Genomic DNA, 25,232 nt, shown 5'->3' with positions numbered 1-25,232 from the left:
AAGAAAGAGTGTGTGAACGCAGCCCCAGCTAAATGCATGGAAGTTTGGTTCGTTCCTCGTGCTGGAGACAACTCTTCATAAATTCTGCGCAGGCGGAGATATCTGTCATCCGATCGGCGCGCACCATCGCCGCAGCAGTCACGGCTCCTCCGGCAGCGGTGTCTCCAGCGTCCATTTTTTACGGGAACAAAGCCGCTCACCGGCAGTTTGATGGCTTGACCACTTCAACCTTCCGGTATCGATCGAGGACCTGTCATGGCCAAATCCGCTCGCCCCTCCGCTCGCCAATCGGCAAGTGGACTGGATCAGAATAGCGCGCGCGGAAATGGCGGCGAGTTGCACCAGATCGCGGGGGATGAAACGCCTGCCCTTACGACGGCGCTCGGAACGCCTGTCTCCGACGACCAAAACACATTGCGGATCGGTGAGCGCGGACCATCGCTGATCGAGGACTTTCACTTTCGCGAGAAGATTTTCCACTTCGACCACGAACGCATCCCGGAAAGGGTCGTTCATGCCCGCGGCTACGGTGCGCATGGTTTTTTCGAGACCTACGAGTCACTTTCCAAATACACACGTGCCGACATTTTCCAGCGAGTTGGTGAAAAGACGCCGGCATTCGTTCGTTTCTCGACGGTTGCCGGCAACAAGGGCTCGTTCGATCTCGCCCGCGACGTGCGCGGCTTCGCGGTCAAGCTCTACACCAAGGAAGGCAATTGGGACCTGGTCGGCAACAACATCCCGGTCTTCTTCATCCAGGACGCCATCAAGTTTCCCGATCTGATCCACGCCGCCAAACAGGAGCCCGACCGCGCCTTTCCGCAGGCACAGACGGCGCACGACAATTTCTGGGACTTCATCAGCCTGATGCCGGAATCGATGCACATGGTGATGTGGATCATGTCGGATCGCGCGATCCCGCGTTCCTTCCGCTTCATGCAAGGCTTTGGTGTGCACACGTTCCGCCTCGTCAACGCGAAGGACGAATCCACCTTCGTCAAGTTCATCTGGAAACCCAAGCTCGGCATGCAATCGGTGGTCTGGAACGAGGCGGTCAAGATCAATGGCGCCGATCCCGACTTCCATCGCCGCGATCTGTGGGAGGCCATACAGGCCGGCAATTTCCCGGAATGGGAGTTGACGGTGCAACTGTTCGATCAGGCGTTTGCCGACAGTTTCGACTTCGATATCCTGGATGCAACGAAGATCATTCCCGAAGAGGTCCTCGAACCAATTCCCGTCGGTCGGCTGGTGCTCGACCGGATGCCGGATAATTTCTTCGCCGAGACCGAGCAGGTGGCGTTCATGACGCAGAATGTGCCGCCCGGAATCGATTTTTCCAACGATCCGCTTCTGCAAGGCCGCAACTTCTCTTATCTCGATACCCAATTGAAACGGCTGGGCAGCCCGAACTTTACCCATCTGCCGATCAACGCGCCGAAATGCCCGTTCGCCCATTTTCAACAGGACGGGCACATGGCCATGCGCAACCCGGCCGGTCGCGCCAATTATGAGCCGAACTCATGGGGACTGGGACCGCGCGAGGATCCGCAGCGTGGCTTCCGTTCTTTCGCCGATGCCGAAGAAGGGCAGAAAGTACGTCTGCGCGCGGAGAGCTTCGCCGATCACTACAGCCAGGCCCGGCAATTCTTCAACAGCCAGACACCACCGGAGCAGCGTCACATCGCGATGGCGCTGACATTTGAACTGAGCAAGGTCCAGGCACCGGCGATCCGCGAGCGCATGGTTTCGCATTTGTTGAACATCGATGAAACGCTGGCGACCACGGTCGCCGACAAGCTCGGCATCCGTGACCTGCCCGAACCTGCCGAAGCCGCCGTTACGCCGCGTGATGACTTGCTGCCGTCGCCGGCGCTCAGCATCATTCAAAATGGGCCTGATAGTTTTGAAGGCCGCAAAGTCGGTGTCATGCTTAGCGATGGAGCCGATGTCGCGCTGTTCGAGGAACTTCGTTCCGCCATCGAAGCGGAAGGCGCGGTGATGGAGGTGGTTGCGCCCAAGGTGGGCGGCGTCGAAACCGCCGACGGCACTCACATCGAGGCAAGGCACATGATCGACGGCGGTCCATCCGTATTGTTCGACGCGGTGGTGCTGCTCCTCTCCGAGGCGGGCGCCGAGTTGCTGGTCAAGGAGGCCGCTGCGAAGGATTTCGTGTCTGATGCGTTTGCGCACTGCAAGTTCATCGGCTTCACCACAGGGGCCGAGCCGCTCCTGATCAAAGCAGGCGTCGCTCCCGATGCCGATGAGGGGTTGACGCGGCTGGATTCGGCAGCTTCGGTAACTGCGTTTGTGCAGTCATGCCGCAAACTGCGGCTCTGGGCGCGGGAGGCGGCTGTCAAGCTTTGATGCGATGGCGCCAGCTGTTCCGTTGGCGTGTCCGCAGGCCTTGGTTGCCGCCACACCAGCCGCCACCGCGATCTACGAGCGGCCTTCCTTGCTGGACGCTTGTTGCCGCTGCTTTTCCAGGACCTCGTCGGTCCCGACCAGCTTCTTTGCTCCGCCTGAAATGGTCGTGGACACCACCGAGGGCGGATCGCTCGCCGGAAAGGAATCCTCCAACCCCGCCTGCAGTTGGTCCTCGAGCGTCTGTGGTTCTTCGGAACGGCCGGGCGTTCTGCGCGTGTCTATCTTCTCAAGTGCCTGTTTCTTTTTTGGCGAATCGTTGGCGTTCCGGACCAGGGCGTAAAGCTGCTCGATCGCGAATTCCTTGATCGATTCGAAATCGGCCCGATCGTCCTTTGCTGCCTCGATTTGATCAACCATGGCTTTCTCGAAGCGGTCGAGGCTGTCGGCTCCGCAGGCATGGGAAAGGCGCAACAGGGCCTCGTTCAGCATCAACGGAGCGAAATGTGCTGAAGCTTCAAGCCTGAGTTGCCTTAAACGATCCGGAGTGGCGGCCTGCAACTTTGACATGGACAACCTCATTTCTCCCACAAACGTCTCAACGACATTTGACCGCCGATGTTCCACCATGCCTGAACATCCTTCCCACCCGGCGAGCTACAGGAACCAGCTTGCTACCAACCCCGCCGACGCCGCAAGAATCGCCAGGATCGTCACCCCACCCAGGATGTTCGTGCTTGTGCTGTTGACCTTGTCACCCATGATCTTGCGGTTGTTGGTCATGATGAGAAGGAGAAGCAGCAGCGGCGGCGTTGAAAATCCTTGCACGATGCCGGACCAGACCAGAGCTTTCATCGGGTTGAAGCCGAAGAAATTGAGGCCCACCGCCACCAGCGTTATGACCCCGATCACGATGTAGAATTTGGGAGCCTGCCGGGGTTTGGCATGCAAGCTATTCTTCCATCCCATCGCCTGAGCGAAATCGAAAGCGGCGCCAGCGGTCATGATCGGCACGGCCAGAAAGCCGACGCCAATTATACCGGCCGCAAAGAGAATGCCGGCAGCGTCGCCGGCAAGCGGCCGCAGCGCTTCGGCCGCCTGTGCCGCTGTCTCGATCTGCGTCTGCCCGGCCTTGTAGAGCGTCGACCCTGTCGAAAGGATGATGAAATACATGATCAGATTGGAAAACGTCATGCCGATTAGGATATCGCGGCGGGATCGGCGCAGCTCGCCCTCGGTGGCGCCTTTGCGCTCTTCGAGGCTCGTTCGACCCTTGGCGATCTCCTCCTCCACCTCCTGATTGGACTGCCACGTGTAAAGGTATGCGGAGAGCGTGGTCCCGACGATGGCGACGAGGATGGACAGGTATTCGCGGCTGAACTCGATTTTTGGCAATAGCGTGCCACGCAGAACGGAGGCGGCATCCGGTTTGGCAAGCACCGCGGAGACCACATAGGCAAGCAGAGCCAGAGCCAGCCACCGGAACACATTTCGGATCAATTTATACGATCCGAACACCTGCAGGGCAAAAATGACGACCGCAACGACAATGACGACCAAGGGAGCAGGCAGAGGAACGAACAGCACGATGGCCGCCGACATGGCGCCAAGGTCGGCGGCTGCCTCGATCGTGTTGCCAATCAGTACGCCCACCAGCACAGACCATAGCAGCCAACGCGGATAGAAGTCCGATATGACCTTGAAGAGCCCGCGACCCGAAACCTGGCCAAGTTTGGATGAAAGGTAGACGACGAGATACATCATCGGCAGCGTGACAGGTGCCGTCCACAGCAGGTCGGGGCCGAACCGGGCTCCGGCGCTCGCGTAGGTACCGATGGCCGAGCAGTCGTCATCGGCCGCGCCGGTGATCAAACCAAGCCCGAGAGCCCGAACGACGCCACCTTTTTTTTGCTCGCTTGCCCTTTGGCCCTCTTCAGGTGGCTTGTTCATTGAAGCGCGTCTTTACCGGGGCCACGCAAGAAATCATGACGAACATTCCAATCGGATGCCGATGAAGCAGCCGTTTCAAGCTGCATTGAGATCAAGTTCGAACCTCTGGTCAGGCTTTTTGTTCCTGGACACAGTCCCGGCCCGCGACGGCGTTTCATCCCATGCGGGTTCTTTCGGCGGAGCCGAACATCCAAGCGAATGCTCCGTCCCCTGAAGAAGAGAATGCTTGTCTCGAAGCCTGTCATTCAGGCGACTTCTTTGAAGGAATGTCCAGCGGCGCCAAAGTCGAGTGTGGGGCCCGGCTGTTCATCCGCTTCGTCAGCGGCTCGTACCGCCGCCGATCACCATCCGCACGCCGAGGCCGATGATGAGACAGCCGGCGAGCCGCTGCTGCCAAAGCCTTGCGCGAGGGTGCCGCATGACCCATGCGCCGGCCGCGCCCGATGCCAAGGCGTAGGCTCCCAGCACCAGCACACCGGTTATCTTCTGTGTTGCGCCAAGCAGCACCAGCTGCAACGTGACGGAGCCCCTATGCGGATCGACAAATTGCGGCAGGAACGCAACCATGAACATCAAAGGCCAGGGATTGCTCAGATTGGCGATCATTCCTTCCCGGGCGGCGGCGAGCGGCCGCAGGGCCTTGAGGTCACCCGTGGGAATGGTTGCCGAGGATGAAAGCAGCAGCCGGACACCCAGCCAGACGATGTAGGCCGCCCCGGCCCATCGAAGCAGATTGAACGCCAGGGGCGAGGCGTGGACAAGCGAGGACAGGCCGAATGCAATCAGCGGAAGCTGCACAAGTCCGGCGCCCAGCGTCATGCCGAGCACCGTGAACAGCGCCACGTCGCGCCCCTGCCCGATGCCGCGTGCCATCACCAGCATGCTGTCGGGGCCTGGCGGCATCTGCATCAGAATGACGGTTCCGACAAAAGCTATCCACAATGAGGGATCGATGGGACATCTCCGCTCGCGTTGCCGATGACATCAAAGCGACCAGCCGTCATCCGGGTTCCGCGGCAAATTAAAATGTCCCATCGCGAAGAACCAGGCAGAACCGTCAGATGGAACGCGGTGCCAGTCCTGGAAGTTGAAAAGCCGGAGCCGTTCCTGAACCGGTTTTGGAGGCCTGACCCGTGCATGAACCGATAAACGCCTTCCCGCTCCCGCTGGACACTCCTCCGATGGAGGCCAGGCTTGCCGATGAAATCCCCAGGGACGGGAACCGCTGGCAGTACGAGCCCAAATGGGACGGATTTCGCTGCCTGGCTTTCAAGAGCGACAACGCCGTTGACCTGCGCGCCAAATCCGGCAAGCCGCTCGGCCGCTATTTTCCAGAAATCACGGAGATTTTGCGTGACCTCAAGCGCGGGCACTTCGTCATCGACGGCGAGATTGTCATTGAGGTTGACGGTGAGCTTTCCTTCGAAGCGCTGCAGATGCGCCTTCACCCAGCACAAAGCAGAATCCGCAAACTGAGTTCGCAGACGCCTGCCAGTCTGATCCTCTTCGACATGCTTGCCAGGCCGGGCGGCGAGGTCATCACGGGCAAGCCACTTGTCGAAAGGCGGCGAGCGATCGAGGACTTCGCGACCTCCTCGAACAGTCCAGATCTTCGCCTGTCGAAGTGCGCTTATGATGCAGCCACGGCGGCTCGATGGCTAAACGGCTCCGGCCATGCATCGACCGACGGCATCGTGGCCAAAGTGCTCGATGAGCATTATCTGTGCGGCGAACGTGCGATGGTGAAGGTAAAGCCGAGGCGCACCGCCGATTGCGTTGTCGGCGGTTTCCGCTATCTCGCGGACAGTCGTGAGGTCGGCTCGCTGCTCCTCGGCCTCTACAATGACGACGGCAAGCTCGATCACGTCGGCTTCACGTCGACCATCGCCAGGACCGACAGAGGAGCGCTCACGCGGCGGCTGGAAGGGCTGCGGTCAGAGCCCGGATTCACCGGCAAGGCGCCCGGCGGCCCGAGCCGCTGGAGCACGGAGCGCAGCGGACAATGGGAACCCTTGGAACCTGAACTGGTGGTGGAGGTCCGCTTCGACCACGTTACCGGCAATCGGTTTCGCCACGGCACCAAACTGCTGCGCTGGCGCCCCGACAAGGCGCCACGGCAATGCACGTTCGAGCAGATCGAATAGACCGCTCCGGGGAGATCGCTTCCAGAAACCTGTCACGATTTATTGTGACGAAGGAACCAACTCGGGATTCACCGGTTCGGACACCATCCGCCGGAGCTACCCTGACATGCCAAATGCAGCAGAAATTCTCATCGATACGCTCGTCGCCTGGGACGTGGAGGTGGTGTTCGGCTTGCCGGGAGACGGCATAAACGGCGTCATGGAAGCGTTGCGGACGCGGCGCGACAAGATTGCCTTCGTTCAGGTCCGGCATGAAGAATCGGCTGCCTTCATGGCATGTGCGTATGCCAAGTGGACAGGTAAGCTGGGCGTGTGCCTTGCGACGTCCGGTCCCGGCGGAACACATCTTCTGACCGGCCTCTATGACGCCAAGCTCGACCAGGCTCCGGTGCTGGCGATTACGGGCATGCAGTTCCACGATCTGATCGAGACGTTCACGCAACAGGATGTCGATCTGACGCGCGTGTTCAATGATGTCTCCGTTTATAACGCCCATGTTGCCGATGCCGCGCATATGGAAAACGTCGCCAGCCTTGCCTGCCGAACCGCGCTGGCGCGCAAGGGCGTCGCACATCTTTCGATTGCCAGCGACATCCAGGAGCAGGAGCGCGATCCGTCGAAGCGCTCCAAGCGCAATCGCCCGGCGCACACGCCGCAGGATATGTTCGCCGCTCACAGCGTACCGCTGGACGTTGAGCTCGACAAAGCCGCCGACATTCTCAATGACGCTTCGCGGGTTGCGATCCTGGCCGGACGCGGCGCCATCGGCGCGGCCGCCGAACTCGAACACACGGCGCGCCTGCTGCAGGCGCCTGTCGCGAAGGCCTTGCTGGGCAAGGCGGTGCTGCCGGACGACCATCCCTACACCACCGGCGGGATCGGCATTCTTGGAACCCTGGCTTCGCAAGAGGCGATGGAGAGCTGTGACGCGGTGCTGATTGTCGGTTCGACCTTTCCCTATATCGAATACTACCCGCAGCCCGGGCAGGCCCGTGGCGTCCAGATCGACTGCGATGCGCAGCGGATCGGCTTGCGCTTTCCAGTCGAAGCCGGCCTTGTCGGCGACGCGGCCGAGACATTGCGCGCGCTCAACCAACGTCTGACGCAGAAGCCCTCCGATGAGTTCCTGCACCGTTCCCAGGAGACCATGAGAAAATGGCGCGAGATGATGCGGCAGTCGGAAGACATGCAGGCGCAACCCTTGAAGCCACAGGCGATTGCCCGGGCGTTCGGACAACGGTTGGCCGACGACACGGTGCTGGCCACGGATTCCGGTCAGAACACGGAACTGGCCGCCCGCCATGTCGATCTTCGCAGCGGCCAGGCATTTGGGGTGTCCGGATCGCTGGCGTCGATGGCTTGCGGTCTCGCCTACGCCATCGCTGCCGGCATAGCATTCCCCGGTCGCCCGATTGCCGCCATCGTCGGCGATGGCGGCTTTGCCATGCAGCTCGGCGAATTCTCGACGGCGGTGCGCTACAAGATCCCGCTGAAGGTTCTGGTGATCAAGAACAACATGCTCAATCAGATCGCCTGGGAGCAGATGATGTTTCTGGGGAATCCGCAATTCGGCTGCGAATTGCAGCCGATCGATTTTGCCATGGCGGCGGAAGCAATGGGCGCCAAGGGTTTTCGCATCGAGCGGACCGATCAGATCGAGACGGTTCTCGACCAGGCTTTCGCCACGGAAGGCCCTGTCGTGATCGAAGCGCTGGTCGATGCCTATGAGCCGCTGATGCCGCCCAAAATGCCGGCAGACTATGCCAAGAACTTCCGCCAGGCCCTGCCGCGAACACCGGGACACGAACGCATAGAAGAAAATATCGCCCGGGAGCCGGCGAAATCGATGATGGACGCCTAGAGGCGGCGCAAGGAGGTGGGAACAGCGCGCCTCCTTGGCTTCATTCTGGATCTTTCCAGATGAACTGGTGCTCTTCCGGGTGACGGATGCGGATCATGAGCTTCGACGCGCTTTTTTCGACCTCCATCTGCTACGGTAACGGCGCTCCGCAGGCCGGTTGGACTCTGGCGCTCCCCATCACATTGCCACTGGCGGCAATCCTTTTGCTGTATGTTGCCGGCGCCAGCCGACTGTAGCGACGGAGCGGACGCCGCCGTGTTGATGCTGGCCTGCTGCTTTTGCTGGCAAGACGCCTGCGCCGTGGGGCGACTTCAGCGCGCCTCATGTTCGCGCATAGAGATAGGCGGTAATGTCGCGCGCCTCTTGAAGCGACAGATTTGTATTGGGCATGGCCGCCTTCGGGTCTACATCCCGCGCCCTGCTGATCCAGCGCATCATCGCATCCGGGGTGGCTCGCGACGCCCCGATATATCCTCTTTCGACGACGCCTTGCAGGGACGGACCGACGGTGCCATGGGCGCCGGGTACCCCCGGGATTTCGTGACATCCGCCACAGCCGTGGCGGATCATTGCCGGGACGGCCCGGTCAGGGTCGCCACCGATGGCCTGTGCAATGGTGGTTTCCCGGAGATTGTCGCCGCGGACCAAGTTGACGGCGCAAACTACCGGAATAATGACGATTGCCGCGGATACGCCTGCCACCCAGGGCAGCGCGGATGGCATCAGCCTGACGGGTTGTCGGCTCATCCGCGCATGCCATCGCAGTCGCAAAACGCGGCCCGATCGCAGCCCCAGGGAAAGGAGCAATGTCCGGCAGCGCTCCGAGGCACCAATCTATTTGTTGCAGTTCTGCACATTCGACGTTGTCGTGCCGGAGGCGGTGTTTGTGTCGGTATCATTGCCCGCGGCGTCCTTGCAGCGGTCGCTCATGCCGTTCGGGGTGGTTGTCGAATTTGTTGCGTTCGGGTCAACGGGGGTTGTCGAAGTACCGGAACCGGAACCGGCGGTACCATTGGCATCATTCGTGGTTCCGGGCGTCGTGCCCGAACCGCTGTTGGAGCTTGAACCGTTCGACTGCGCCATTGCCGATGTGGCCAATGTGAGCGCGAGCACAGCGGTGGAGAGAAGTTTGACAATCATGGTGGATCTCCTGGTTGTGTACCGCCACCAAACCAATCCTTTGCTGATAGTTCCCGGCGAAATCGTGTTCAGCGAAATTCCTGTGAAACGGTTTCAGGCTACCGCAGACTGTTAGCCGCGCGACGGCAGTCGGTATAAGCGCCGCTTGTTGCGCCGTCCGGCCGCGGAAGCAGCGCCAGCCGCATATCCTCGCCAAACACATCGTCGCTCGATGGTGGTTGCTGCAAGCGCCCTCAATCATCCCTGGATCGTGCAGGAAACAGCTCAATCATCGCAACGAAAATCACACCGACGGGCCGAACACGAATGTAGCAAGCAGAACAAGGAAAATCACAGCGATAACTGCGACCGCCCACATGACAATCCTTCTTGTCCCCCGTTGCTCTTGCTTGCGAGAGATATCTTCTGACACAGTACGAAATCCTTGCTGCAAAATTCAACTGACGATAAGGCTCGGCGCCTGCATGGCCCGGACCTGCCGAATTGGCACCCGGGCCGCGTCTTGGAGTTGGCCGCAGCCGGGGCTCACACGCCTACCAGCCCTGCCGACCGTACCAGTCATCGATATCGCGCCGCACACGGTCCTTTTCGAGGCCGTAACGCTCCTGGATCTTGCCTTCGAGTTGATCGCGCTTGCCGGCGATGCGGTCAAGGTCATCATCCGTGAGTTTACCCCACTGCTCCTTGACCTTGCCTTTCACCTGTTTCCAGTTTCCTTCCACGCGGTTCCAGTCCATGACACCGTTCTCCTTCGGTTTGAAAACGTCTAACCTCGGAGAGCAAACGCAAATCAACGACGGATGTTCCTGGAACTCGACAGCAAGGCGCTTGTCTTGCTCTCACAGGCCGCGATCCATTCCTTTACGCTCAGTCTGCGTCATCAATTGAGGTCGAGCGGAATTCGGGTGGTGGAGATGGCTCCGCCAATTGTCGATACCGGTCTCGTTGGCAGCACCCGCAGCGGAGGAACAGCCAACCGTATGATGGTCAGTCCGGACGAATTCGCCACCGAGGCGCTGCGCATTCGAAGCGGACAAGGACGAGGTGCTTGTCGGCATTTTGGCCCATACGCGCCGGATGGGCGAAGCTTTGTTCGAGCGGATGAACAATCACTCCTGAGCCATTATGGGATCGCCGTCGCGGTTGCGGCAATCCGCTGGTTTCCGTGCGTCCCTCGAGGTTTTGTCAGCTATGTCCCCGGGGTCGGAACACAGACTGGATGGTAGGCCCGGAAGGTCAACGTTTCTACAGAATCAACTCGTTGTGGCTGATCCCACTCCTGCAAGGCGGGCAAATCATGGACTGGAGCGGCGGCCTCATTCTGTAAAATCCGGGCGTTGGCAGCTTTGCCAGCTAAGCAGCGACGCCACCTAAATAGGCGCTGATAACCGCTTCATTGCTCGCGAGATCGCTGCCTGGTCCCTCAAGAACAACGCGTCCGGCCTTGAGAACGTAGCCGTAGTCGGCGAATTTCAAGGCGACTTTGCTATTCTGCTCCACAAGCAGAATGGTCACGCCTTCACGATTGAGGCGCTGCACGATGTTCATGACTTCCTTGATCAGTTGCGGCGCCAGACCCATGGAAGGCTCATCGAGCAACAGCACCTTGGGCGCGGCCATGAGGGCTCTGCCGATCGCCAGCATCTGCTGCTCGCCTCCCGAGAGGTTCCTTGCATCGCCATTCTGTCTGCGCGCCAGGATGGGGAAGAGCTCAAAAACATGATCCAGCCGCCGCCGGCGCTCGACGTCGTCGGCAAGCGTGAACGAGCCCAGGTCGAGGTTCTCCCTGATCGTCATGTCGCCGAAAATACGCCTTCCCTCCGGGACGTGGACGAGCCCGCGATGCGGCAGGCGATGGGCAGGGACTTTGGTTATGTCCTCGCCCAGGAAGCGAACACATCCGGAGGATGCGGCAACAAGGCCGGACAGCGTGCGCAGGGTGGTGCTCTTGCCCGCACCATTCGCGCCAAGCAGGGCGACGATCTGGCCGCGCTTGACCGAAAGGCTGACACCATGAAGGGCTTCGATGCCGTCATAGCGTGCGACGATGCGGTCCGCGGAAAGAACGATTTCGGCGTCCATCAGTCCTCCGTACCGAGATAGGCTTCGATGACCCTGGGGTCTTTTCGCACGGCCTCCGGCGGTCCGTCGGCGATCTTCTGCCCATAGTCGAACACCACGATCTTCTCCGACACCTGCATGACCAGGCCCATATCGTGCTCGATCAGCAGGACGGTGACACCGGTTTCGTCACGGATGCGGCGGATCAGGTGAACAAGGTCCAGCTTCTCGCGCTCGTTCAGGCCGGCGGCGGGCTCGTCCAGCAGGATGAGTTCGGGCGCCGACGCCAGGGCTCTTGCGAGTTCGAGCCGCCGTTGATCGCCATAGGAAAGACCACCGGCACGGCGATGCGCATGCTGCTCGATGCCGACAAAATCGAGCCAGCGCATGCCAGCCGCGCGGATCGTCTCCTCCTCGCGCCGCTGTGCCGGCAAGTGCAGGATCGCCGACATGATGCCGTGGCGGCTGCGGCAATGCTGGCCGGACATGGCGTTTTCCAGAACGGTCATTTCCTGGAACAGCCGGATGTTCTGGAACGTGCGGGCGAGGCCGAGCGCGGTGATGCGATGCGGCGGCAAGCCGGTGATTGGCCGGCCGCCCAGACTGATCGAGCCGCCCTTCGGCTTGTAGAAGCCGGTCAGGCAATTGAAGAGTGATGTCTTGCCGGCCCCGTTCGGCCCGATAAGACTGTTGATGGCGCCTTTCTCAACCGAGAACGAAATGTCGTGAAGGACTTTCAGTCCTCCGAAACTGAGACGCAGGTCGCGGACTTCCAGCAGCGCCATGGTCAAACTCGCTTGTCCGGCCACAGCCCGTTCGGCCTGAAGAGCATGATTGCCAGCAGCGCAACCGCGGTCACCAGGGGACGATAGGTTCCCGCGCCGCGCAGCACCTCCGGAAGCAGGGCCACGAGAACAGCACCAAGGACGACGCCGGGAATGCGGCCCATGCCGCCCAGGACGACGCCGAGAAGGATGAGCAGCGATTGGTTGAAGGTGAAACTCTCCGGCGAGATGGCCGTCATCTTGGCTGCGTAGAAGCATCCGGCCACGGAAGCGATCACAGCGCCCATCATATAGGCTTGCAGCTTGGCCGTGACACGGTTGATGCCGATGCCAGCGGCGGCGTCCTCATCGTAGCGAACGTAGAACCAGGCTCGTCCCATTCGCGATCGCTCGACGCTCAGACAGACGAAGGCGGTGAGAAGCGCAAGCACCAGGAACGCATAGTAGAAGTGCTGCACCTGCATCAGCCTGAAGCCGAATATCTCCGGGCGCTCGATGCCGATGAGTCCGCTCGCGCCACCGGTGATGTCGAGGTTGCGGGCGATGATGCGCACGATTTCGCCGAAGCCCAGCGTCACGATCGCCAGATAGTCGCTGCGCAATCTCAATGTCGGAGCCCCGATGATGATGCCGGCCACGCAGGCGGCGACCATGGCGACCGGGATGGTAAGCCAGAAATTGAACCCGAATTCCGCGGTCAGGATGCCTGATGTGTAGGCGCCGACCGCGAAGAAGGCGGCGTAGCCGAGATCGAGCAGGCCTGCATAGCCGACGACAACGTTGAGGCCGAGGCACAGAACGACATAGAGCAGCGCCGTGGTTGCCACCTCCGTCACATAGGCGTTGGCGAATTGCGGCAACACCAGCGCGCAGGTGAGCGCCGCCAGGCCGGGCAGCACGACGGACCAGCGCATCAATTGCGGTTGCCCGGCGGTCGGCATGGTTCTCACTTCGTCGGTCATCACACCCGCTCCACGACAGAGCGTCCAAGAAGGCCGGTCGGCTTGAACACAAGGAACAGGATCAGGGTCCCGAACACGAAGACGTCACGCCACTCCGAGCCGACGAAGGGCAAGGACGAACCGAAAGCTTCGAGCAGGCCGAGCAGCAATCCGCCGAGCATGGCGCCCGGCACGCTGCCGATCCCACCTATGACCGCGGCGGTGAAGGCCTTGAGCCCCATGATGAAGCCCATGAAGAAATGGACACTGCCATAATAGGCGCCGGCCATGACCCCGCCGCCGGCAGCGAGCGCCGAGCCCATGAAGAAGGTCAAGGCGATCACCCGGTCGACATCGATGCCCATCAGGCGGCTCGCCCCCATGTCGATGGACACGGCGCGCATCGCCTTGCCGTACATGGTGCGTGAGACAAAGGCCTGCATGCCGGCCATAAGAGCGATGGAGGCGGCCACCAGCACCATCTGCGTGTAGGTGATGTGAACGGTGGAAATATCCACGCCGGCAAAACCGAGGTCCGTGTTGAAGGCGTAATGCCGCCCGCCTGTCAGGGCGAGTGCCGTGCCGTTCAGCACCATCGACGCGCCGAGCGCCGTGATGAGGATGGAGAGGCGCGGCGCATTGCGCATCGGCCTGTAGGCGAAGCGTTCGATGATGACGCCGAGCAAGCCGACAGCCAGCATCGACACAAGCAGGGCGCAGACCACGCCCAGCCAGCCATTGCCGACCCATATGCCGACGAAGGAGAACACGATGAGGCCGACGAAGGCGCCGTTCATGTAGATGTCGCCATGGGCGAAATTCAGGAGCTTGATGACGCCGAAGACCATGCTGTAGCCAAGCGCGATCAGGGCATAGAACGAGCCGACGATAAGACCGTTCACCAGTTGCTGAATAAGCAGGTCGAGCGTCATTGATGCTCCAGGGCAGAATTGAAAAAGTCTTGTCTGAGCGCAGCGTCGGCACACCAGACAATCGGCGGTGACGCCGAGGCCGCCACAAGGCCTGCCTCGGCGTCAATCCGGTTGGCCTTTATTCGGCTACCCACTTGCCGCCCTTGGCGATCACCGGGCGGAAATTCGAGGTCTGGAGCGTGTTCTTGTCGGTGAACTTGATTTCACCAGCAAGGCCCTTGAAGTCGCTCGCCTTGAGCGCCTCGATGATCGCTTTCTGATCCGCCGACTTGGCCCGCGTGATCGCATCGACGATCAGGTCGCCCACATCGTGGGAGAGCGCCGCATAGGCGCCGGCGTCGCGGCCATAGGTTTCCTTGTACTTGGCCTTGAAGTCGGCGGCGCCGGACAAGAGGTCGACAGTCGGGGGAGACAACAGGTACACGCCCTCACCGGCCGACCCGGCGATCTCCAGATATTCCGGTGAATTGTTGCCGTCGCCCAGCACAATGCCGCCCTGGAACCCGGCCTGCCGGAGCTGCTTGGTGAGCAGGGCGCCACCGGCATGATATGCGGTCCAGAAGACAGCGTCGGCGCCGCTCGATTTGATCTTGGTGACGACCGCCGAATAGTCCTGCTCGCCGGCCGTGGTGGTCTCCTTGGCGGCAATTTCGCCGCCTGCGCTCTTGAAGGCTTCGGCGGTCAGCTTGGCCAAGTCGGACGAATAGGCATCGCCTTCGTCCACGACCGCGATCTTCTTGTAGCCGTTCTTCTTGAAGAGCTCGACGGCTGTCGTCGCCTGCATGTCACCGGTTGAATTGGCTAGGAAGGCATTGCCCTGATTGGCGGCGACCAGCTTGGTCGAGTTCGCTCCGATGATGACGAATGGAATGCCGGCGTCACCATAGATCTTCAATGTCGGCAAGACGGCGCCCGAGCAGTAGCCGCCGACGATGGCGGTCACGCCTTCCGAGACAAGCTTGCTGCCTGCGGTCACCGCCTGCTGCGGATCGCAGGCGTCGTCGGCGGTAGTGGTGATGATCTTGTCGCCGTTGACGCCGCCTTTGGCGTTGACGGCATCGATCGCCATCTTCACGGCGTTCTCCATATCCTGCCCCTCACTGGCCAGTTGGCCAGTCATGGGGGCCACAATGCCGATCTTGATGTCGGCAGCCGCGGCCATCGTGGTCATAGCCAGCCCGGCAAGGGCGGTGGCACAAGCAAGCCTCTTGGCAAGCCTCTTGAAGGAAACAACCATTAATTCTCTCCATTTCCCCTGTTGGCGCATCCAGGCGGCGTGCCCGAAATGCATTGTTTCGCCCCTCGGTTAGCTGCGGAGCGGTTATGTTGAGCAAGATCGCTAGCCGGCCACGCGATTTGTCACCCGCAGGCTCTGATCCGCCGATCAGTGACTGCCGCCGGCAGCCCGGGCATAGGCTCCCTGGTAGCGGTTCTCCCGGATGCTCTGCATGATCTCGGCCTCACGCGCTTCTTGCGCCCTGACGGCGGCCAGCAAAGCCGCGGCATCTTCGATTGGAAATGCCACGACGCCATCCTCGTCACCCACGACGATGTCGCCGGGACCGACGACCATGCCGCCTATGCAGACGGGAACATTGATGGCTCCCGGCCCATCCTTGTAAGGTCCGAGATGGATGGCCGACCGTGCGAAGCATGGAAACGGATTGCGGCCGATGGCACCGGCATCGCGAATGGCGCCGTCGATGACAATGCCTGCGGCGCCGCGCGACGCCGCGACACTTGTCATGATCTCGCCGACCAGCGCGCGTCCTTCATACCCGCCGCCATCGACGACGATGACGTCTCCGGGCTGCAACAGATCGAGCGCACGATGGATGAACTGGTTGTCGCCGGGGCGGGTCCTGACCGTCAGCGCCCTCCCCGCCATGACGCCGCCCACCCGGTGAAATGGCCGCAACCCGACAGCCCCGGGGACACGGGCGAGATTGTCGCTGATCAACGGCGTCGCCAGAGCGCGGAACGCGTCGATCAGTTCGCTTTCCTGTGATCCATCCGCCATCGTCTGCACTCCCCGTCGTCGGCACTTTTATGAATATAGTATCCAATCACAATTAATTCAGTGGAGTCAACCGGCTTGCAATGGTCGGCAGAAAAAAGCCAAAGCAGCTCATAAATGCCGCTCCTTGGGCAAGAATGCCCAAAGCCCCACCCATCATCCGGGCTTGCAACGGCGTCGAAGTTCAAGATAGATTGGATAACATATCCACGAATATCGTGATTGTGAAAAGGGAATTGACTGTGAAGCACGCAGGAAAAGTCGTGATCGTTACCGGGGCGGCACAGGGCCTGGGCCTTGCCTGCGCCGAGCGCTTTCATGCCGATGGCGCCAAGGTCGTGCTTGTCGACGTGCAGGCCGATCGCGGGCGCGAGCATGCCGAACGTCTTGGCGAGCGCGCCGCCTGGCTATCGGCGGATCTCTCCGAATGCACGCAGGAAATGGCAGCCGATGTTGTTGCCAAGGCCACAGAGCGATTCGGCGGTGTCGACGTCCTCATCAACAATGCCGGCATCATCCATCTGGACGATTTCGTCGACTTCCCCGAGGAAGCCTTCGACCTGGTTCAGCGCGTCAATCTCAAGGCGCCCTTCCTGCTCGGGCAGGCCGCGGCAAGGGCCATGATCGCGCAGGGACGCGGCGGCTCGATCATCAACATGTCGTCGATCAACGCCATCCTGGCCATTCCCAATTCGGTCGCCTATGCCGTGTCCAAGGGTGGCATCAAGCAATTGACGGCGGTGATGGCCGTCGGATTGATCCCGCATAACATCCGCGTCAACGCCATCGGCCCCGGCACCATCCTGACCGACATGGTCAAGAGTTCGGTCATGGCCAGCGAAGCGCAGCGCCAGACCATCCTGTCGCGCACGCCGAGCGGCCGCTGTGGCGAACCTTCGGAGATCGCCAGCGTCGCATCCTTCCTGGCCAGCGACGACGCTTCCTACATCGTCGGCCAGACCATCTATCCGGATGGCGGTCGCCTGATCCTGAACTATACGGTGCCGGTGAAGGACTGACCCCCCATGGTTGTCGGTACGCCTCACATCAGTCTTGCGGGATCGGGCGCGCTGCTGCTCGATGGCGTGCAGGGGGCTTTCAGCGATGCCACCCAGGAACTGGTCTGGGCGGTGGCGAATGCCGCGCTGCGCCTAAAGGGGGTGCGCGAGGCCGTTCCCGGCATGAACAACCTGCTGGTGGTATTTAACCCACTCGCTACGGACGCCCACAGCGTCACGGGTCAGCTGATGTCGCTCTGGGCTTGCACCGATGCCCACGCGGTGACCGGCACGCATCATACCATTCCCGTCAGTTATGGCGGCGCGCGCGGCGAGGATCTCGCCGGCTGGGCCGCACATTGCGGCATGTCTGTCGACGAGACCGTCAGCCGCCACGCGGCGGCCACCTACACCGTCGCCGCCATCGGCGCCATGCCGGGCTTTCCCTATCTGTCCGGTCTCGACCCGCTGCTTGCCTGGGCAAGGCGCAGCACGCCTCGCCTCAAAGTCACTGAGGGCGCCGTCATCATTGGTGGCGCGCAGGCGGGTATCATGCCGATGACCGCGCCGTCCGGATGGCACATAATCGGCCATACCGACGTGAAGCTGTTCAACGCCGAAGCGGAATTGCCCGTGCTGCTCAGGCCCGGAGACAAGATCCGATTCGCAATTGCAGAGATCGAGGCATGATCGAGATCCTCACCACCGGCCTGCCGAACACGGTCCAGGATCTCGGCCGACCCGGTCATCTGGCGCTGGGGGTCAGCCATGGCGGCGCCATGGACAAGCAGGCACTGGCGATCGCCAATCTGATACTAGGCAATGATCCCTCGGCTGCCGGGATCGAGGTCGCGCTTCATCCGTTCCGGCTGCGCGTACATATCGACACCGCCGTCGCCGTCACCGGCGCGGATTGCGCCGTCAGCGTCGGCGATCGGCCCTGCCCTCCCTGGTGGGCCACGACGATCCGCGCCGGCGAGACCCTTGTCCTCGAAGCCCCGCGCATCGGCGCTCGTTCCTATATCGCCTTCGCCGGCGGGCTCGATCTGCCGCCCGTCATGGGGTCGCGCGCGACGGACGTGAAAGGCGGTTTCGGCGGGTTCGCTGGACGCGGCCTGTCGCGCGGTGACCGGCTTGCGCTCAACCCTGCGCAATGCCGCCTTCCCGCGGGCGGCGTCGGCGCGGCGGTGGAGGCGCGGCGAGGCGCGGCGGACGGCTTTGCCTCGGCAATCGAATTGCGGGTTCTGCCGGCCGCCGAGTTCGACGCCTTCACGCTGGAGGCCCAGGCAGCCTTCACCGACAGCGAATGGAGCATCACCAACGACGCCAACCGCATGGGATATCGCCTGTCCGGGACGGCGCTTTCACTCGTCTCACCGCTGGAATTGCTGTCCCACGGCATCGTGCCCGGCACCGTTCAAGTGCCGCCGTCCGGCCAGCCGATCATCCAACTTGCCGATGCCAACACCTGCGGCGGCTATCCGAAGATCGCCACGGTGATCGAAGCCGATTTCTGGCGGCTGGCGCAAGCGCCGGTCGGCGCTCGCCTACATTTCTTGCCGGTCTCGATCGAAGCGTCGACAGAAGCGCTTCGCGCGAACCGGCAGCAAAGTCACGACTTTATCGCCGCCCGAAACCTTATGGCCGGCGAGCAGAGGGCTCCATGAAAATTCGCCCCTTCACCATCGAGATTGCCCAGTCTGAAATCGACGATTTGAAGAAGCGCATCTCGATCTGGCGCGAGCCGGACCAGTTGCAGGCAATAGGCTGGACGCAGGGAACGGAGCACGAGCAACTGCGCCGACTAATGCAACACTGGCGCACCGGCTTCGATTGGCGCAAGCAGGAAGCCGCCTGGAACATCCATCCGCACTACCAGACGGATATCGGCGGCGAAACCCTCCATTTCATCCATGCGCGCGCCGCTGTCGCAACCGGCAGAACGGTCATACTCACCCATGGCTGGCCAGGCAGCGTCTTCGAATTTCATGAGTTGATCCCGCTTCTGACCGACCCGCTTTCGCATGGCGGAAGACAGGAGGACGCCTTCAACGTCGTGGTCCCCTCGATTCCCGGCTATGGCTTTTCAAGCCGACCGACCAGGCCTGGTCTCAACCTGTTCACCGTCGCCGACCTTTGGGCCGAGTTGATGAGCCGTCTCGGCTACAAACGATATCTCGCGCAAGGTGGCGATCTGGGCGCCGGCGTGTCGACCTGCCTGGCGCACGCGCATCCAGACAGTCTCGCCGGGGTGCATCTGAACTTCATCCCCGGCTCATACTCACCTCCTCACGATCCAGGCCCGGATGGCGACCTAAGCTTGGAAGAACGCGCCTTCCTGGAACGGAAAGCCGAATGGGCGGATATTCATGGCGCCTATGCTCATATTCAAGCGACGCGCCCGCAAACGCTTGCCTATGGGCTGACGGATTCGCCGGTCGGACTGGCAGCGTGGATGATCGAGAAGTTCCGCGACTGGAGCGATTGCGATGGCGATCTGGCCAACGCCGCATTTTCGCGCGACGACATGCTCGCCAACATCTCGCTTTACTGGTTCACCCGGACCGTCGCTTCGTCGATGCGACTCTATTGGGAAACGCGCGCCCGTCCGCTTGCATTCGCGTCCGGCACAGCGATCAACGTCCCGCTTGCAGTGGCTTTGTTCCCCAAAGAGCTGCCGATGCCGCCCAGGAGTTGGGTCGAGCGCGTCTTCAAGGACATCCGCCAGTGGACAGCGATGCCGCGCGGTGGTCATTTCGCAGCCCTCGAGCAGCCCGCTTTGCTTGCACAGGATATAAGAGCCTTTGCCGGCGGTCTGGATTTTTAAAGGCAGCGTTTGCGCGCAGCCAAACCCGAAGGCCAGAAATGAACAATACCGCCCTCACCATCGATGCCTTGCATAAGCGCGTCGATGCAATTTTCCGCAAGGCCGGACTGAACCCCATCCAGGCCAGCGCCATCACAAGGGTCATCGTCGCGGCGGAACGCGATGCCTGCAAGTCGCATGGTGTCTATCGCATCGAAGGCGCCCTGCGAACGATCAAGGCAGGGAAGGTAAACCCAGACGCGGTGCCCGAACTGTTGCCGCAAGACGCTCCCGCCATTGTGAAAGTGGATGCGAAGCACGGCTTCGCCAACCCGGCCTTCGAACTGGGCGTGCCGGTGCTGGTCGAGCGGGCACACTCCTGCGGTATTGCCGCGCTCGCGATCAACGATGCGGTGCATTTTTCCGCCCTTTGGGTGGAGGTCGAAGCCTTGACCCAGGCAGGCCTTGCCGGCCTGGCCATGTGCCCGAGCTATGCCACAGTCGCTCCGACCGGCGGCAACGGACCGTTGCTGGGCACCAATCCTTTTGCCTTTGGCTGGCCGCGAGAAGAGCAGCCTCCCTACGTTTTCGACTTCGCGACCTCGGTTGCCGCGCGCGGCGAGATCGAGCTCCACCGCCGGGCAGGCAAGAAGCTGCCGGAAGGCTGGGCCATGGATTCGGACGGCAGGCCAACGACCGATCCCGAAGCTGCCCTGGCGGGCGCCATGCTTCCCTTCGGCGGGCACAAGGGCTCCGCCATCGCGACGATGATCGAGCTGCTCGCCGGGATCATGATCGGCGACTTGACCAGCCCCGAGGCGCTCGAGCTGCTTGGCACCACGACGCTCTATCCATCGCATGGAGAGTTGGTCATCGCTTTCTCGCCGAAAGCCTTCGCCGCCGGCCGGCCCGGCAATCCGCTGGGCCGTGCTGAAGCGCTGTTCGAGGCGATCTTGGGCCAGGGTGCGCGCCTACCCTCGCAAAGGCGGTTCCTAGCCCGCGAGACCTCGGAGCGCGACGGTATCGTTCTCTCGCACCAGGAAATGGAACAACTCGATCGTTTTCTCGAACGGGGGCTCGACGCGGTCTGAATCGGTATCGCCAGGGCCAAGACCAATCACAGGAGGAGAAAAATGCGCTGGACGAAAACATTCACGGTCGTCGGCTGCCATGCCGAGGGCGAAGTCGGCAATGTGATCACCGGAGGCGTCAAGGACGTTCCGGGCAAGACCATGTTCGAAAAGAAGGAGTATCTCGAAGCGCATATGGACGACATTCGTGGGCTGCTCTTGTTCGAGCCGCGCGGTGCGCCCTACGTCAACGGCAACATCATCCTGCCGCCTTGCGATCCCTCGGCGGATCTCGGCTACGTCATAATTGAAAGCACGGAATACCCGCCCATGTCTGGCTCAAACACCATCTGCGTCGCCACAGTGGCGCTGGAAACGGGCATGGTGCCGATGAAGGAGCCTGAGACATTGCTGCGCATGGAAGCGCCGGCCGGCATGATCGAGGTGCGCTGTCTCTGCGAGAACGGCAAGGTGAAGCAGGTGGAGTTCACCAATGTACCGGCCTTCGCGTTCCACCTCGACACACCTGTCGAAGTCGAGGGGCTCGGCACGATCACCGTCGACACCTCCTATGGCGGCATGACTTTCGCCCATGTCAATGCGCGCGCACTCGGCTTCACCGTCAAACCCGACGAGGCCCACCAGATGTCACTGATGGGCCAACGCATCAAGAAGGCGGTCAACGAGCAGCTCGAGGTCGTGCATCCGGAGAACCCGAAGATCCGAGACGTGTCCAACGTGATTTTCGAAGGCCCGATCGAGCGCGTCGACGGTCGCGTGGAAAGCGTCAACGGCACGGTGTGTCTGCATGGCAGGCTCGACCGCTCGCCTACGGGCACCGGCACCACCGGGCGGCTGGCGGTGATGTCGGCAAAGGGGCAGATCGCCAAGGGAGAGCTGTTCCGCAACAAGTCGATCATCGGGACCCATTTCGATTCCCGGGTGATCGCCAATGCGCGCGTCGGCGATCGCGACGCTGTCGTGGTCACCATTGCCGGGCAGGCCTGGATTACCAGCATCGGCCAGTACGGCCTCGACCCGACAGACCCTTATCCACGAGGGCATCGCCTCAGCGACGTCTGGTTCTGAAACGGACGCGGCCGTGCCCTTCGGCACGGCCGCGTAACCGTTCGGTCGCTTAGGCCGCGAACGCTCTGACCCTGACGCCGCTTGCCTCAAGCCGTCTCCTGACATGCGCGGCGATGGCGACGGCAGCCGGCGTGTCGCTGTGGACGCAGATCGAATCGATCGGCGTCCGCAGCATCTGCCCGGAAGGCGTCTCGATGGCGCCTTGCTTGACCATTCGGACGACCCGTTCGGCTGCCCTCTCGGCGTCGTGGATGACAGCGCCTTCCAGCTTGCGCGAAACAAGGAAGCCTTCCTCCGTATAGGCGCGGTCGGCGAATATCTCGGACCTGACCGTCAGCCCAGCGTCGCGCGCGATCCTGTCCTGGAAGCCGAGCGCAATGACCAGGCAGATCAGGCCGGGATCGACGGCCTTGACCGCGCGCGTCACCGCTTCGGCGACGCCACGATCGGTCTGGGTAAGATTGCCTAGCGCGCCATGCGCCTTCACATAGCGGATCGGGTGGCCGGCATAGGCGGAAAGCGCCTGCGCCGCGCCGATCTGGTAGGCGACCAGCCTTTCGATCTCATCCATGGAATGCGGAATGATGCGGCGTCCGAACCCCCACAGATCGGCGAAGCTCGGATGCGCGCCAACGGCAACGCCCTTGTCGCGCGCCATCGAGAAGGTGGCAGCCATGATCTCGGGGTCGCCGGCATGAAAGCCGCAGGCGACATTGGCGGAACTGACGATGTCGAGGATCGCCGCATCGTCGCCGAGCCTGTAGGCTCCAAAACCCTCGCCCATGTCGGAATTGATATCGACCTGCAATCCTTGGGCCGCCATGGCGCTTTCCTCAGTGGTTCGAACCATCGCCTTTGCTTCACACCAGCTCGTAGAGCGGCGTGCCGTAGCCGACGACCGCTCCGTCCTCGATTAGCGCCGCGCCCAGCACGCCGTCTACCGGCGCGAGCACGGCCTTCAGGCATGGGCCGACCTGCAGGACGCCGACCGTCTCGCCCTTGCGAACCACCTGGCCAGGGTCGGCAACCGGCCGACCGGTCGTTGGATGATCGAGACGGAACACGCCGACGCCGGGCGCGCGCACGCCTTTGAAGACCGTTTCGGCCTTCGGGGCTTCGGCCGCGGGTGTCGAGGGAACAACGGATTGCATGTGCAGGCGCAACGAAAAGCCGGCCTCCGACAGTTCTATCTCGCCCATGCCGGCGCTTGCGCACCAGGCGGCCAGCCTTTCGATCTCCTCAATCGTCATCGCCGCCTCGTCCCTGGAGCAGACCGCCTTCAATGAGACGTTCAAGATGATGGATATCGAAGCCGCCGGCGGCAAAGCCGGGCTCCTCCATCAGGAGGCCGTGGAGCGGCGCGTTGGTGGCGATGCCGACAGCCTCCATCTCGCCCAGCGCGCCGCTCATGCGCCGGATCGCCTCGGCCCGCGTCGCGCCATGCGCCAGCAGCTTGGCCACCAGGGAATCGTAGTGCGGCGGCACGGTGTAACCGGAGTAGAGATGCGATTCGACGCGGATTCCCGGGCCGCCGGGCGGCGTCCAGCGCTCGACCCGGCCCGGATGCGGGCGAAAGCTGTAGGGATCTTCAGCGTTGATGCGGCATTCGACGGCGTGGCCCTGGATGCGGATGTCTTCCTGGCTGAACGACAGGGCTTCGCCCCGGGCGATGCGGATCTGCTCGCGCACGATATCGATGCCGGTGACAAGTTCCGTGACGGGATGCTCCACCTGCACGCGGGTGTTCATCTCGATGAAAGAGAAGCGCCCGTCCTCGTAGAGGAATTCGAACGTGCCCGCGCCTGTATAGCCGATGGTTAGGCATGCGTGGGCACACAGCTCGCCGATCTCGGCAATCGCCTCGCGGGCGATGCCGGGCGCCGGCGCCTCCTCAATGATCTTCTGGTGGCGGCGCTGCATGGAGCAATCCCGCTCGCCTAACCACACCGCCTTGCCATGCTTGTCCGCCAGAATCTGAATCTCGATATGGCGCGGGTGCTCAAGGAATTTCTCCAGATAGACTTGCGGGTTGCCGAAGGCCCGGTCCGCCTCTTTCACCGCCATCGAAACGGCTTCCAACAGAGCGCGCTGCTCGCGCACGATGCGCATGCCGCGCCCGCCGCCGCCGCCCGCCGCCTTGACGATGACCGGATAGCCGATGGCCTCGGCAATGGCGCGCACTGCCTGCTCGTCCTGCGGCAGCGCCCCCTCCGACCCTGCAACGCAGGGAACGCCGGCAGCGATCATCGTGCGCTTGGCGGAGACCTTGTCGCCCAAGGTGCGGATCGCCGCGGCCGACGGCCCGATGAAGGCGAGGCCGGCATTTTCGACGGCCTCGGCGAAGGCGGCGTTTTCCGAGAGGAAACCATAGCCCGGATGGATCGCGCCCGCGCCGGTGAGTTGCGCGGCCGCGATGATCTCGGCGATATTGAGATAGCTCTCCGTCGCCGCAGCCGGCCCGATGCAGATCGCCCTGTCCGCCAGCGCGACATGGCGAAGGCTCGCGTCGGCTTCCGAGTGCGCTGCCACCGTCTTCAATCCGAGATCGCGGCAGGCGCGCAGGATGCGCAGCGCGATTTCACCGCGGTTGGCGATAAGGACGGTGTCGAACATCGCCGCTAGCCCAAATCTTCGAGAACGAACAGCACATCGCCGGACTGCACGGCGGCATGGTCGTCCAACGCGATCTGGACGATCCGCCCAGCGCGATCGGATTCCACGACGTTGAACGTCTTCATGGCTTCGAGGACACCGACCTTCTGCCCTTCCACGACCACATCGCCAACCGAAGCGAGCGGCGGTTCGCCTTCGGTGCCGGAACGGTAGAACACGCCGGTCAGCGGCGCGCGGATCGAATGCCGCGCGATGGGCGGAGCTGTCGAAGCCGGATTTGTGAAGACGGCAGGGCCGGCGGCGGACCCCGACTGCGGCGAAGGCTGCGACGCGGATTGCGCCAGCACCCCCTGCCTGGACATGCGGATACGAACGCCATCGCGCTCGATCTCCAACTCGGCAATGGGCGAACGCGAGACAAATTCGATCAGCTTCTGGACGAAGTCGAGATCCATCACCGG

Annotated in this window: 26 protein-coding genes; 10 read left to right on the top strand and 16 right to left on the bottom strand. The window is 62.1% G+C overall.

What is annotated here, in order from left to right; translation table 11 throughout:
• Nucleotides 1–255: 255 nt before the first annotated feature.
• Nucleotides 256–2,367, top strand: coding sequence for a catalase (locus tag EOA19_RS13420; protein ID WP_128303879.1), 2,112 nt, complete (start codon nt 256–258; stop codon nt 2,365–2,367).
• A gap of 72 nt (nt 2,368–2,439) precedes the next feature.
• Here EOA19_RS13420 and EOA19_RS13415 read toward each other — a convergent pair whose 3' ends face one another.
• The 3 genes from EOA19_RS13415 to EOA19_RS13405 all read right to left on the bottom strand — a co-directional run bounded on the left by EOA19_RS13415 (nt 2,440) and on the right by EOA19_RS13405 (nt 5,223).
• Nucleotides 2,440–2,934 carry a hypothetical protein gene (locus tag EOA19_RS13415; protein WP_023809493.1) on the bottom strand — a complete coding sequence of 165 codons (495 nt, stop codon included), beginning with the start codon at nt 2,932–2,934 and terminating at the stop codon, nt 2,440–2,442.
• 87 nt (nt 2,935–3,021) lie between these two features.
• A complete protein-coding gene (locus EOA19_RS13410; RefSeq protein ID WP_128303878.1) occupies nt 3,022–4,314 on the bottom strand; it encodes an Nramp family divalent metal transporter in 1,293 nt (430 codons plus the stop codon).
• A 318-nt stretch (nt 4,315–4,632) separates the two neighbouring features.
• Nucleotides 4,633–5,223, bottom strand: coding sequence for a LysE family translocator (locus EOA19_RS13405; RefSeq protein ID WP_128303877.1), 591 nt, complete (start codon nt 5,221–5,223; stop codon nt 4,633–4,635).
• A gap of 224 nt (nt 5,224–5,447) precedes the next feature.
• Between EOA19_RS13405 and EOA19_RS13400 the strand changes: the two genes are divergently transcribed.
• The 3 genes from EOA19_RS13400 to EOA19_RS13390 all read left to right on the top strand — a co-directional run bounded on the left by EOA19_RS13400 (nt 5,448) and on the right by EOA19_RS13390 (nt 8,555).
• Nucleotides 5,448–6,458 carry an ATP-dependent DNA ligase gene (locus EOA19_RS13400; protein ID WP_023809496.1) on the top strand — a complete coding sequence of 337 codons (1,011 nt, stop codon included), beginning with the start codon at nt 5,448–5,450 and terminating at the stop codon, nt 6,456–6,458.
• 106 nt (nt 6,459–6,564) lie between these two features.
• Entirely contained in the window at nt 6,565–8,319 is a 1,755-nt protein-coding gene (locus tag EOA19_RS13395) for a thiamine pyrophosphate-dependent enzyme (protein ID WP_128303876.1), read from the top strand.
• A 95-nt stretch (nt 8,320–8,414) separates the two neighbouring features.
• Entirely contained in the window at nt 8,415–8,555 is a 141-nt protein-coding gene (locus EOA19_RS13390) for a hypothetical protein (protein WP_245486168.1), read from the top strand.
• An 85-nt stretch (nt 8,556–8,640) separates the two neighbouring features.
• On the opposite strand, the gene EOA19_RS13385 is transcribed toward EOA19_RS13390, so the two are convergent.
• The 9 genes from EOA19_RS13385 to EOA19_RS13340 form a co-directional block, all read right to left on the bottom strand.
• Nucleotides 8,641–9,066: a c-type cytochrome gene (locus tag EOA19_RS13385; RefSeq protein ID WP_128303875.1), complete on the bottom strand. Its 426-nt coding sequence runs from the start codon at nt 9,064–9,066 to the stop codon at nt 8,641–8,643.
• A gap of 87 nt (nt 9,067–9,153) precedes the next feature.
• Complete coding sequence (locus EOA19_RS13380; protein ID WP_128303874.1) at nt 9,154–9,459, bottom strand: hypothetical protein; 306 nt, start codon at nt 9,457–9,459, stop codon at nt 9,154–9,156.
• Between the two features lie 533 nt (nt 9,460–9,992).
• Complete coding sequence (locus EOA19_RS13375; protein ID WP_023809505.1) at nt 9,993–10,196, bottom strand: CsbD family protein; 204 nt, start codon at nt 10,194–10,196, stop codon at nt 9,993–9,995.
• Between the two features lie 616 nt (nt 10,197–10,812).
• Nucleotides 10,813–11,541 (bottom strand): ABC transporter ATP-binding protein, encoded by a 729-nt coding sequence (locus tag EOA19_RS13365; protein WP_023809507.1) that lies wholly within the window; start codon nt 11,539–11,541, stop codon nt 10,813–10,815.
• Complete coding sequence (locus EOA19_RS13360) at nt 11,541–12,305, bottom strand: ABC transporter ATP-binding protein (RefSeq protein ID WP_128303873.1); 765 nt, start codon at nt 12,303–12,305, stop codon at nt 11,541–11,543. Before EOA19_RS13360 ends, EOA19_RS13365 begins: the two co-directional genes overlap by 1 nt.
• Before the next feature lie 2 nt (nt 12,306–12,307).
• On the bottom strand, nt 12,308–13,267 hold the full coding sequence (locus EOA19_RS13355; protein ID WP_245486165.1) for a branched-chain amino acid ABC transporter permease: 960 nt from the start codon (nt 13,265–13,267) through the stop codon (nt 12,308–12,310).
• Nucleotides 13,267–14,178, bottom strand: coding sequence for a branched-chain amino acid ABC transporter permease (locus EOA19_RS13350; protein WP_023809510.1), 912 nt, complete (start codon nt 14,176–14,178; stop codon nt 13,267–13,269). Before EOA19_RS13350 ends, EOA19_RS13355 begins: the two co-directional genes overlap by 1 nt.
• Nucleotides 14,179–14,296: 118 nt before the next feature.
• Nucleotides 14,297–15,415 (bottom strand): branched-chain amino acid ABC transporter substrate-binding protein, encoded by a 1,119-nt coding sequence (locus EOA19_RS13345; RefSeq protein ID WP_245273099.1) that lies wholly within the window; start codon nt 15,413–15,415, stop codon nt 14,297–14,299.
• Nucleotides 15,416–15,562: 147 nt separating this feature from the next.
• Nucleotides 15,563–16,198: an RraA family protein gene (locus EOA19_RS13340; protein WP_023809512.1), complete on the bottom strand. Its 636-nt coding sequence runs from the start codon at nt 16,196–16,198 to the stop codon at nt 15,563–15,565.
• 239 nt (nt 16,199–16,437) lie between these two features.
• Between EOA19_RS13340 and EOA19_RS13335 the strand changes: the two genes are divergently transcribed.
• The 6 genes from EOA19_RS13335 to EOA19_RS13310 are packed head-to-tail and all read left to right on the top strand — an operon-like array spanning nt 16,438 to nt 22,158.
• Nucleotides 16,438–17,214, top strand: coding sequence for an SDR family oxidoreductase (locus EOA19_RS13335; protein ID WP_023809514.1), 777 nt, complete (start codon nt 16,438–16,440; stop codon nt 17,212–17,214).
• 6 nt (nt 17,215–17,220) lie between these two features.
• The gene (gene pxpB / locus EOA19_RS13330; RefSeq protein WP_128303871.1) at nt 17,221–17,883 is read left to right on the top strand and encodes a 5-oxoprolinase subunit PxpB; all 663 of its coding nucleotides are present in this window, start codon (nt 17,221–17,223) and stop codon (nt 17,881–17,883) included.
• Nucleotides 17,880–18,860 (top strand): biotin-dependent carboxyltransferase family protein, encoded by a 981-nt coding sequence (locus tag EOA19_RS13325; RefSeq protein ID WP_128303870.1) that lies wholly within the window; start codon nt 17,880–17,882, stop codon nt 18,858–18,860. The genes pxpB and EOA19_RS13325 overlap by 4 nt, the downstream gene beginning before the upstream one ends.
• The gene (locus EOA19_RS13320; protein ID WP_128303869.1) at nt 18,857–20,020 is read left to right on the top strand and encodes an epoxide hydrolase family protein; all 1,164 of its coding nucleotides are present in this window, start codon (nt 18,857–18,859) and stop codon (nt 20,018–20,020) included. The genes EOA19_RS13325 and EOA19_RS13320 overlap by 4 nt, the downstream gene beginning before the upstream one ends.
• A 38-nt stretch (nt 20,021–20,058) precedes the next feature.
• On the top strand, nt 20,059–21,090 hold the full coding sequence (locus EOA19_RS13315; RefSeq protein WP_128303868.1) for an Ldh family oxidoreductase: 1,032 nt from the start codon (nt 20,059–20,061) through the stop codon (nt 21,088–21,090).
• Between the two features lie 42 nt (nt 21,091–21,132).
• Nucleotides 21,133–22,158, top strand: a complete 1,026-nt coding sequence (locus EOA19_RS13310; protein WP_128303867.1) for a proline racemase family protein — start codon at nt 21,133–21,135, stop codon at nt 22,156–22,158.
• Between the two features lie 49 nt (nt 22,159–22,207).
• On the opposite strand, the gene EOA19_RS13305 is transcribed toward EOA19_RS13310, so the two are convergent.
• The 4 genes from EOA19_RS13305 to EOA19_RS13290 are packed head-to-tail and all read right to left on the bottom strand — an operon-like array spanning nt 22,208 to nt 25,226.
• Nucleotides 22,208–22,981, bottom strand: a complete 774-nt coding sequence (locus tag EOA19_RS13305; protein WP_128303866.1) for a 5-oxoprolinase subunit PxpA — start codon at nt 22,979–22,981, stop codon at nt 22,208–22,210.
• A gap of 37 nt (nt 22,982–23,018) precedes the next feature.
• Nucleotides 23,019–23,408 (bottom strand): biotin attachment protein, encoded by a 390-nt coding sequence (locus tag EOA19_RS13300; RefSeq protein ID WP_128303865.1) that lies wholly within the window; start codon nt 23,406–23,408, stop codon nt 23,019–23,021.
• On the bottom strand, nt 23,398–24,771 hold the full coding sequence (accC, locus tag EOA19_RS13295) for an acetyl-CoA carboxylase biotin carboxylase subunit (RefSeq protein WP_128303864.1): 1,374 nt from the start codon (nt 24,769–24,771) through the stop codon (nt 23,398–23,400). The genes EOA19_RS13300 and accC overlap by 11 nt, the downstream gene beginning before the upstream one ends.
• Before the next feature lie 5 nt (nt 24,772–24,776).
• A complete protein-coding gene (locus EOA19_RS13290; protein WP_023809523.1) occupies nt 24,777–25,226 on the bottom strand; it encodes an acetyl-CoA carboxylase biotin carboxyl carrier protein subunit in 450 nt (149 codons plus the stop codon).
• Nucleotides 25,227–25,232 lie beyond the last annotated feature (6 nt).

Source organism: Mesorhizobium sp. M7A.F.Ca.US.010.02.1.1, from assembly GCF_004023085.1.
In the GTDB taxonomy this organism is placed as follows: domain Bacteria; phylum Pseudomonadota; class Alphaproteobacteria; order Rhizobiales; family Rhizobiaceae; genus Mesorhizobium.
The sequence above is the reverse complement of the archived record's forward strand: the minus strand, read 5'-3'. Positions and strand labels throughout refer to the sequence as shown.